Source organism: Micromonospora psammae, from assembly GCF_036902725.1.
Classification (GTDB): domain Bacteria; phylum Actinomycetota; class Actinomycetes; order Mycobacteriales; family Micromonosporaceae; genus Micromonospora.
On sequence record NZ_JBAKHM010000037.1, the window covers coordinates 32,022 to 41,052 of the forward strand.

General features: G+C 75.0%; 8 protein-coding genes and 2 pseudogenes. 5 read left to right on the forward strand and 5 right to left on the reverse strand.

All coding sequences use genetic code 11. The features are described 5' to 3' along the window. Nucleotides 1-71 precede the first annotated feature (71 nt). The 4 genes and pseudogenes from V6U79_RS28125 to V6U79_RS28140 form a co-directional block, all read right to left on the reverse strand. Entirely contained in the window at nt 72-1,457 is a 1,386-nt protein-coding gene (locus tag V6U79_RS28125) for a chitinase (RefSeq protein ID WP_334616499.1), read from the reverse strand. Nucleotides 1,458-1,596: 139 nt separating this feature from the next. Beyond that, nucleotides 1,597-1,860 (reverse strand): annotated as a pseudogene (locus tag V6U79_RS28130) (carbohydrate-binding protein); the annotation flags it as partial. 18 nt (nt 1,861-1,878) lie between these two features. Beyond that, nucleotides 1,879-2,634, reverse strand: a complete 756-nt coding sequence (locus V6U79_RS28135; protein WP_334616500.1) for a YidC/Oxa1 family membrane protein insertase — start codon at nt 2,632-2,634, stop codon at nt 1,879-1,881. A 91-nt stretch (nt 2,635-2,725) separates the two neighbouring features. Then, nucleotides 2,726-3,037 (reverse strand): DUF6412 domain-containing protein, encoded by a 312-nt coding sequence (locus V6U79_RS28140; RefSeq protein ID WP_334616501.1) that lies wholly within the window; start codon nt 3,035-3,037, stop codon nt 2,726-2,728. A gap of 180 nt (nt 3,038-3,217) precedes the next feature. On the opposite strand from V6U79_RS28140, the gene V6U79_RS28145 reads away from it, so the two are divergent. The 4 genes from V6U79_RS28145 (at nt 3,218) to V6U79_RS28160 (ending at nt 7,789) form a co-directional block, all read left to right on the forward strand. Further along, nucleotides 3,218-4,354, forward strand: coding sequence for a carboxylate-amine ligase (locus V6U79_RS28145; protein WP_334616502.1), 1,137 nt, complete (start codon nt 3,218-3,220; stop codon nt 4,352-4,354). Nucleotides 4,355-4,378: 24 nt separating this feature from the next. Continuing rightward, a complete protein-coding gene (locus V6U79_RS28150) occupies nt 4,379-5,755 on the forward strand; it encodes an FAD-dependent oxidoreductase (protein ID WP_334534491.1) in 1,377 nt (458 codons plus the stop codon). 81 nt (nt 5,756-5,836) lie between these two features. Beyond that, entirely contained in the window at nt 5,837-6,760 is a 924-nt protein-coding gene (locus V6U79_RS28155; RefSeq protein ID WP_334616504.1) for a hypothetical protein, read from the forward strand. Nucleotides 6,761-6,922: 162 nt separating this feature from the next. Then, nucleotides 6,923-7,789: an aminoglycoside phosphotransferase family protein gene (locus V6U79_RS28160; protein ID WP_334534485.1), complete on the forward strand. Its 867-nt coding sequence runs from the start codon at nt 6,923-6,925 to the stop codon at nt 7,787-7,789. Between the two features lie 15 nt (nt 7,790-7,804). On the opposite strand, the gene V6U79_RS28165 is transcribed toward V6U79_RS28160, so the two are convergent. Next, the gene (locus V6U79_RS28165) at nt 7,805-8,614 is read right to left on the reverse strand and encodes an Fpg/Nei family DNA glycosylase (RefSeq protein ID WP_334616506.1); all 810 of its coding nucleotides are present in this window, start codon (nt 8,612-8,614) and stop codon (nt 7,805-7,807) included. A gap of 123 nt (nt 8,615-8,737) precedes the next feature. Here V6U79_RS28165 and V6U79_RS28170 point away from each other — a divergent pair. After that, nucleotides 8,738-9,031: pseudogene (locus V6U79_RS28170) on the forward strand (thrombospondin); the annotation flags it as partial.

The following is a 9,031-nucleotide window of genomic DNA, read 5'->3' on the forward strand; positions in this document are numbered from 1 at the left end:
GCCGGCCCGCGCGGGCGGGTCGGCGGCGCGGGAGGGGCCGGCCCGCGGGGGTGGCGGGCCGGCCACGCGGGTCAGGGCAGGGTGGCCAGGTGCGGCTTGACCGTGCGGGCGAAGCCGTTGCCGTTGCTGACGTCCCAGTTCACCGACCAGGTCATCGCGCCCCGGATGCCCGGGTAGGTGCGCGGCGGCCGGAAGCTGCCGCAGTTGGTGCCCCGGGCCAGGCAGTCCAGGGCCGCGTTGACCACGCTGGGGGCGACGATGCCGCCGCCGGCCGCGCCCGGCCCGGCGGGCAGGCCCAGGCCGACCTGGTCGGGCCGGAGCCCGGCCTCCAGCTGGATGCAGGCCAGCGCGACGATGAAGTTCACCGTGCCCTGGGCGTACGCCGCGTTCTGGTCGCAGCCGAGCATCGCCCCGGAGTTGTAGAACTGGGTGTTGACGACGGTGAGGATGTCCTTGATGTCCAGCGCCAGCTTGAAGTAGCCGCCGGCCGGTGACTGCATGTCGATGGTCTGCGGGGCCATCGTGATGATCAGCCCGGCGCCCACCTTCCCCCGCAGGGCACGCAGCGCCTGCGCCATGTACGTGGGGTTGAGGCCGTTCTCCAGGTCGATGTCGACGCCGTCGAAGCCGTACCGCTGGATCAGGGCGTGGGTGGTGTCGGCGAACGCGGTGGCGGAGGCGGCGTCGTTGACCGCGACCCGGCCGGTCTCGCCGCCCACGGAGAGGATCACCTTCTGGCCGCGCGAGCGCAGGGTCTGCACGTCGGCGGTGAACTGCGCGTCGGTGTAGCCACCGAGCGCGGCCGACAGGCCGGGGTCGACGGCGAAGGCGACCGCGCCGGGGGTGGCGGTGGCGTCGCCGAAGGCGACCGCGACGATGTCGTACTCGGCCGGCACGTCGCGCAGCCGCAGCTCGACGGCGGGGTTGTCGAAGTTGTGCCAGTAGCCGGTGAGCAGGTGCCGGGGCAGCCCGCCGGTGGGCGGCGGCGGGGTGGGCGTCGGCGAGGGGTTGGTGGGGGTCGGGGTCGGGGTGGGGGGTGTCGGGCTCGGGGTGCCGGGCCCGCCGCCACAGGGTGCGCCGTTGAGCAGGCAGTTGGTGGGCAGGCCGGAGCCGCTGGCGAGGAAGCCGAAGGAGACCGACGCGCCGGGGGCGACGCTGCCGTTCCAGGACCGGTTGGTGAAGGTGTGCCGCTGGCCGGAGCTGGTGAGCAGGGCGTCCCAGTAGGTGCCCAGGGTGGTGCCGGCGGGCAGGTCGAAGGAGAGGGTCCAGCCGTTGATGGTCGACCCGCCGCCGTTGGTGATCGTGTACTTCCCCTCCCAGCCGGTCTGCCAGTCGGCGGTCCTGGTGAAGCCGGCGGTGGCCCCGGCCGCGTACGCCGGCAGCGCCACCCAGGCCGCGCCGAGGGTCGCCGCCAGCGCGGTGACCAGGGACAGGAGCAGTGTTCTGGAACGCGTCACGGGACCCCTCCGAGCAGGCATTTATCCATGGGTGTCGACGTCTGCGCCCATTATTAAGACTGTTAACTGTTTCTGTCCAGAGCTGCGGTACGGATCGGCCCGCGCCGCCGTGGGCGACGCGGGCCGGGACCGCGGTGGGTCAGCGCCGGAAGGTGAACCAGTTGATGTTGACGAAGTCGGCCGGCTGGCCGCTGGTGAAGGTGAGGTGGACCGTGCGCCGGCCGGTCGCCGCGGCGACGTTGCCCGGCACCGAGCGCCAGCTCTGCCAGCCACCCGTGTTGGCGAGCGCGAAGCTGCCGATCGGTGGGCTGGTCGGGCTGTCCAGACGCACCTCGACCAGGCCGCTCACCCCGGCGGACGCGCCCGAGGCCACCCGGGCCACGAAGTCGCGCGGTGGCGTGGCGCTCTCCGAGAGCGCTTCCTACGCCCCTCCCCGAGAGGTGTCAACGTTTGTCGATGGCTCGCGACGCAGCACCAGCTGCTCGCCCACCGTCCACGCCGTCGTGGTCACCAGGTAGACCACCGCCGCCAGCGGCACCACCAGCGCCACCAGCACGGTCGCGTACGGCAGCAGCGGAACGATCCGGCCCAGGGTGGCCGCGCCCGGCCCCTCCGCCGGCGCGCCGGCCACCGTCCCGGTGGCCGCCGCCAACCGCCGCGCCCGCCTCGACTGGGCCCAGGCCAGGCCGGTCAGCGCCGCCAGCAGCAGACCGAACACCAGCACCACCGGGCCGGAGAGGCCGTCGCCGAGGTGCCAGCCCAGCGGCACCCCGGCCAGCCGCTCGTCGAGCAGCCCGCCGCCGCCCTCCCCGGTGGCGAAGAGCCGGTACATGACGAGGAAGAACGGCGCCTGGAGCAGCGCCGGCAGGCAGCCGGCGACCGGGGACGCGCCGGCGCGGCGGTAGAGCCCGAACAGCTCCGACTGCAACCGGGCCGGGTCGTCGGCGTACCGCCGCTGGAGCTCGCGGACCTCGGGAGCGAGCGCCGCGCGGCGCCGCTCCCCGCGGACCTGCGCCATGGTCAACGGTGAGATCAGCAGGCGGACGCCGATGGTGAACAGGACGATGGCGGCGGCGGTCGCCGCCCCGCCGGTCAGCGGGGCGAGCAGGTCGGAGAGCCAGGTGACGGCGGCGCCGGCGGCGCCGACCGCGTCGTGCAACGGTGCGAAGGCGAGCATGGGTGAACCCCTCGGTCCGATTCCGGACGTCCCCCGGGGCGGCGCCCCGCCGGGACGGATGACGACGGAACCGGCGGGCGGCGGCGCGGAGTCAGACCGCGGCCGGGCACCCGACCGGCGGGCTCCACCCCGGCGCCCGCGGTCGGGGCCGGCCCGCCGCGTCCGGGTCGACCTGCCGGGGCACCCGCCGGCGTCGGGCCCGCTCCCGCAGGCCGAGGCCCCACCGTCCGCCCCGGGCCGGTCGCTCGGCCGGCCTGGGCCGAGCCGCCAGCAGCGCCGCGAGCAGCAGCGCGGCCACCACCGCCGCGCCCGCGAGGAGTTCGACCGGGCCCTGGCCGAGCAGCGTCAGCTCGGTGAGCGCGTACGCCCACAGACCCGTCACCGCCACCAGCAGACCCGGCACGGCCCCAGCCTAGAACCGGGCGGCAAGCACCCGCCCCGGTTCAGGCCCGCGGACACCTCGACGGGCGCGGCACGCCGGCCGACACGCGGGGCGGCGTTTTCCCGGCCCACCACCCTGGGTAATGGCCGGTCGACGTTGCGGCGCAGCGCTGCGACCGGTACGGAACGGACGGTGATGGCGATGGGCAGCCAGGCGGTGGAGGCGACGGCGCGGACGCCGGAGGGCACCGACCTGCTCACCGTCGGCGTGGAGGAGGAGTTCCTTCTCGTCGACCCGCACACCGGGGCCGCGGTGCCCGCCGTGGACCTGGTGATGGAGCAGGTGCCCGCCGAGCTGCGCGGCCAGGTGGAGCGGGAGTTCCAGACCAGCCAGATTGAGATCGGCAGCCCGCCCGGCCTGGAGCTGAGCTCGATCCGGCACTCGCTGGGCATGCTGCGCGCCGCGCTCGCCGACGCCGCCGAGCGGGCCGGCGTACGGCTGCTGGCCATCGGCACCGGCCCGGTGGAGGGCCCGGTCCCGCCGGTGGTCGACAAGCCCCGCTTCGACCGGATGATCGAGCGGTTCCGGCTGCTGGTGCCCGGTCCCGGCAACAACGGCATGCACGTCCACGTCGGCGTCCCCGACCCGGAGACCGGCGTGCAGGTGCTCAACCACGTCCGGCCCTGGCTGCCGGTGTTGCAGGCGGTCACCACCAACTCGCCCTTCGCCCGGGGCGCGGACACCGGCTACGCGAGCTGGCGCTCGGTCGAGTGGGAGCACTGGCCGTCGGTGGCGCCGACCCCCTGGCTGGAGTCGCACGAGCACTACCAGCGGCTCATCCGGCAGCTGATCGCCACCGGCGTGATGCTCGACGAGGGAATGCTCTACTGGTACGCCCGGCTGTCGGCGAAGTACCCGACGGTGGAGCTCCGGATCGGCGACGTCTGCCCCTCGGTGGACGACTCGGTGCTGGTCGCCGCCCTGGTGCGGGCCCTCGTGGCGACCGCGATGACGGACATCGCCGCCGGTCGCCCGGCGGTGAACACCGACCACCACCTGCTGGTCGCCGCCCACTGGCGGGCCGCCCACGACGGGCTGGAGGGCGAGGGCGTCGACTTCACCAACGGTGAGCTGCGGCCGGCCTGGGAGCTGCTGGACCGGATGGTGGACCGGGTCCGTCCGGCGCTGGCGGAGCACGGCGACCTCGACGAGGTGACCGACCTGCTCGGCGGGCTGCGCCGGCACGGCTCCGGGGCCGCCCGGCAGCGGGCCGTGTACGCCCGCACCGGCCGGTTGCAGGATGTGGTCGCCGACGTGGCGCGACAGACCCGCGGCTGATCCGCACATGGGAGACTGGACATCGTGACCCAACGGCTGATCGTCATCGGCGGGGACGCGGGCGGCATGGCGGCGGCGTCCCAGGCCCGTCGCCGCCGCGGCCGCGACGACCTGGAGATCGTCGCGTTCGACCGGGGGCACTTCACCTCCTACTCGGCCTGCGGCATCCCGTACTGGATCAGCGGGGTGGTCCCGGAGCGGGACCAGCTCATCGCCCGCGACCCGGCCACCTTCCGCGACGACTTCGCCATCGACGTGCGGCTGCGCACCGAGGTCACCGGCATCGACCTGGAGCGCCGCGAGGTCGTCGCCCGGGAGGTCGACGGTGGCCGCCAGGTCCGCGAGCGGTTCGACACCCTGGTGTACGCGACCGGCGCCGTCCCGGTGCAGCCGTCCTGGGCCACCGGCACCGCGGGCATCTTCGGCATGCAGACCCTCGACGACGGCGCCGCGCTGCGGGAGTGGCTGAACGGGGATCCGGCGCCCCGCCGGGCGGTGGTGGTCGGCGGCGGCTACATCGGGGTGGAGATGGCCGAGGCGATGATCGAGTGCGGGCTCTCGGTCACCCTCGTCGAGCAGGCCGAACAGCCGATGTCCACGGTCGATCCTGACATGGCCGCGCTGGTGGTGGAGGCGATACGCGGACTGGGCGTCGAGGTCCGTACCGGCACGACCGTGACCGGCGTCGAGGAACGCGACGGCCGGGTGTCCGCCGTGGTCACCCCGGACGGCCCGCTGCCGGCCGACGTCGTGGTCCTGGGCCTGGGGGTACGCCCCAACACCGCGCTCGCCGAGGCCGCCGGCCTGCCGCTCGGACCCACCGGCGGGATCCGGGTGGACCGGCGGATGCGGGTGCCCGGGGTATCCGACGTCTGGGCGGCCGGTGACTGCGTGGAGACCCTGCACCTGGTCAGCGGCATGCCGGTGCACATCCCGCTCGGCACCCACGCCAACAAGCAGGGCCGGGTCGCCGGGATCAACATCGGCGGCGGGTACGCCACCTTCCCCGGCGTGATCGGCACCTCGGTCACCAAGGTCTGCGACCTGGAGGTGGGGCGGACCGGGCTGCGCGAGCGGGACGCCACGGCGGCCGGCTTCGAGTTCGTCACCGTCATCGTCGAGTCCACCAGCCGGGCCGGCTACTACCCGGGGGCCCAACCGATGATGGTGAAGCTGATCGCCGAGCGTCCCACCGGCCGGCTGCTCGGCGCCCAGATCGTCGGCCGATCCGAGGCGGCGAAGCGGATCGACGCGCTGGCGGTGGCGCTCTGGAACGGCATGACCGTGGACGACATGACCGGGCTCGACCTCGGCTACGCCCCGCCGTTCTCGCCGGTCTGGGACCCGGTGCTGATCGCCGCCCGCAAGGCCGTCGACACCCTGGCCGGGTCGGGCCGCTGACCCCGGTCGGCTTTGAGTGCGGTTCTTGTCGCCCGGACGACAACCACCGCACCCGAATTCCAGTGGGATGGCGGGGTGCGGATGCCGGCGGACGACGCGTCAGGGTTGGACTGGCTGCTGTTCACCCAGTCGGGGGTGCTCACGTGGGGGCAGGCGACCAGGGAGTTGGGTCCGTCGGCGGTGCGGCACCGCCTCGCCACGGGACGCTGGCACCGGCTCTGCCGAGGGCTGCTCCGGGTGGGCGACCCGCGCGCGACGTTCCACCGGGAACAGCAGTGGTGGGTGGCGGTGCTCGCCGCGGGGCAGGGCGCTGTCCTCGCCGGACTGGCCGCGGCGCAGGCGGCGGGGCTGCGTGGCAACTGGCGGTACGAGGTCGTCGACGTGCTCGTGCCGCATGGTCGGCGGGCCGCGGATCTGCTGCGGCGGCTTCCACCAGGGCTGCCGGCCGTCCGGGTCCGCCGCACCCGTGACCTCCCGGCCGAGGACCGCCAGCGCGGCCACCCTGACCGGACCGGCATGGCACGCTCCCTGGTGGACGCCGCCGGGTGGGCCCGCACGGACGACCAGGCGCAGGAAATTCTGACGGCCGGCTGCCAGCAGCGCCGGGTGACGCCGGACGAGATCGGCGTGGTGCTGGAGCGGATGCCACGGGTCCATCGCCGGCTCCTGATCCGGCAGACCCTGCGGGACATCGCCGGCGGAGCCGAGGCGCTGTCGGAGATCGACCTGGTCCGGCTCTGCCGGCGGCATGGCCTACCCGTTCCCGAGGGACAGGAAAGGCGGCGCGACGCCAACGGACGGGTGCGCTACCTGGACGCCTACTGGCGACGTTGGGGCCTGCACGTCGAGGTCGACGGCGGCACCACATGGACGTCCGGCACTGGGCGGCAGACCTGCGGCGGCAGAACCAGATCTGGATTGAGGGGGACCGCATCCTTCGGTTCACCGCCTTCGACGTTCGCCGCCGGCCCGACGAGGTGGCGGCCCAACTACGCGCCGCGTTGATGGCCGCTGGTTGGCGCCCCTGACCCTTGCGGGCTCCGGGTGCGTCTGTTGCCGCTACGGCGACAAGAAACGCACCCGGAGCGAGGCATCGCGTGGCCGGGCAAGGCGCGGTCGCCACCGGGAAGGTGAGTCCGGCACGGCCGTGGCGGGCAGGATGGCCGGGTGGAGATCCCGGCGGGGTTGGGGTGGGTACGGCGGGTGCCCGCCGGGCGGGCCTGGCTGGCGACGCTGCCCCGGCTGCGGGACGAGTGCGCCGACCGCTGGTCGCTGCGGCTCGGACCACCGTTCCCGTACGCCTTCGCCTCCCTCGCGATGCCGGCCGAGTTGCCCGACGGCACCGCCGCGGTGCTGAAACTCCAGTACCCCGAGCCGGACAGCCGGCACGAGGGTGACGCGCTGGCGCGTTGGGACGGCGACGGGGCGGTCCGGCTGCTCGCCCGCGATCCCGAGCGGCGGGCGCTGCTGGTGGAGCGCTGCCGGCCGGGTTCGCCGCTGCACCAGGTCCCGCCCGACGAGGCGCTGGACGTGGTCGCCGGCCTGCTGCCCCGGCTGTGGCGGCCGGCCGGCGTGCCGTTCACCCCGCTGGCCGAGGAGGCCGCGGGCTGGCTGACGCGCGCGCCGCTGAACTGGGAGCGGGCCGGCCGGCCGTACGAGCGGCGGCTGCTCGACGCGGCGCTCGGGCGGCTCGCCGAGCTGGTCGGCAGCCAGGGCGAGCAGGTGCTGGTCAACCAGGACCTGCACGCCGGCAACGTGCTGCGGGCGACCCGGGAGCCCTGGCTGGTGATCGACCCGAAGCCGCTCGCCGGTGAGCGGGAGTTCTCCGTGGCGCCGGTCGTACGCGGCCCCGAGCTGGGTCACTCGCCCGCCGCGGTGCGCCGCCGGCTCGACCGGATCACCGGCGCGCTGGGGCTGGACCGGGAGCGGGTGCGCGGCTGGACCATCGGGCAGACGTTGGCCTGGAGCACGGACGGGGAGACCGTCTTCACCAACCAGGTCGAGGTGGTCCGCTGGCTCGTCGACGACGCCTGACCGCCCCGATCCCGGTCAGGAGGTCTGGCAGGTGGGGCACCAGTAGAGGTTGCGGCCGGCCAGCTCGCCCCGGCTGACCGCCGTGCCGCAGACGTGGCAGGGGTCGCCGGGGCGGCGGTAGACGTACACCTCGCCGCCGTGCCGGTCGACGCGGGCGGCGCGGCCCATCGCCTCGGGCAGGTGGGCGTCCCGCACGGTGTCGATCCGGCCGCGCAGGACGGCCCGGGTCATCAGCTCGACCAGGTCGGCCCAGAGCGCGTCCCAGCCGGCCGGGGTGAGCTGCCGGCCGGGGAGGGTGGGCGGCAGTCCGCCCCGGAACAGCGCCTCGGTCACGAAGATCAGGCCGGTGCCGGCCACCACCGACTGGTCCAGCAGCAGCGCGGCCAGCGGCGTGGGGCTGCGCCGGATCCGGGCGTACGCGCGGGCCGGGTCGGCGTCGCCGCGCAGCGGGTCCGGGCCGAGCCGGTCCCGCAGCGCCGCCACCTCGGCCGGGGTGAGCAGCTCGCAGGCGGTGGGGCCGCGCAGGTCGAGCCAGTGCCGGTCACTGGCCAGCCGCAACCGGACCTGCCCCACCGGGTGCGGCGGCTCCCCCGGCCCGTCGGTGAACTTTCCGTACAGCCCGAGGTGGACGTGCAGGGTCAGCTCGTCGGCGTAGTGGTGCAGCAGGTGCTTGCCGTACGCCTCGGTGCCGTCGAGGACGGTGCCGGAGAGCCGGGCGGCGCCCTCGGCGAAGCGGCCCTGCGGGCTGGCGGCGGTCAGCTTGTCGCCGGCGAAGAGCTCGGCGTGCCGGGCCGCCAGGCGATGGATGGTGTGTCCCTCTGGCACCGGTCAACGGTAGCGCCGGGCCGGAGTGTGACGAACGGACGCACGGGGTACTTCACGGTGCGTAACCCGCGTGGCTGCCACCGACGATACGAGGCCTCCACGCACGGACCAGGAGGTGTCAGGGTGAACATTCCTTCTCTGTCGCGGCGGCGCAGCGTGCCGGCGCAGGACAGCAACGATGACGGGCGGATCGACGGGCGTGACGGGACGCCAGGCGACGCCCGGCCGGTGGTCACCGACCGCGACGCGGACCGGACCACGTACCGCAGCAACGCCGCCGCCGGCGACGGGCCGGACGCCGACGCGGAGCGCCGCGCGGCCGACCGGGCCGCGCTGGCCCGCGCCGCCACCGCCCGACCCGCCGCCACGCGGGGAGGACCAGCCCGAGTCCAGGTGACCGGGGTGCGCCCGGCCACT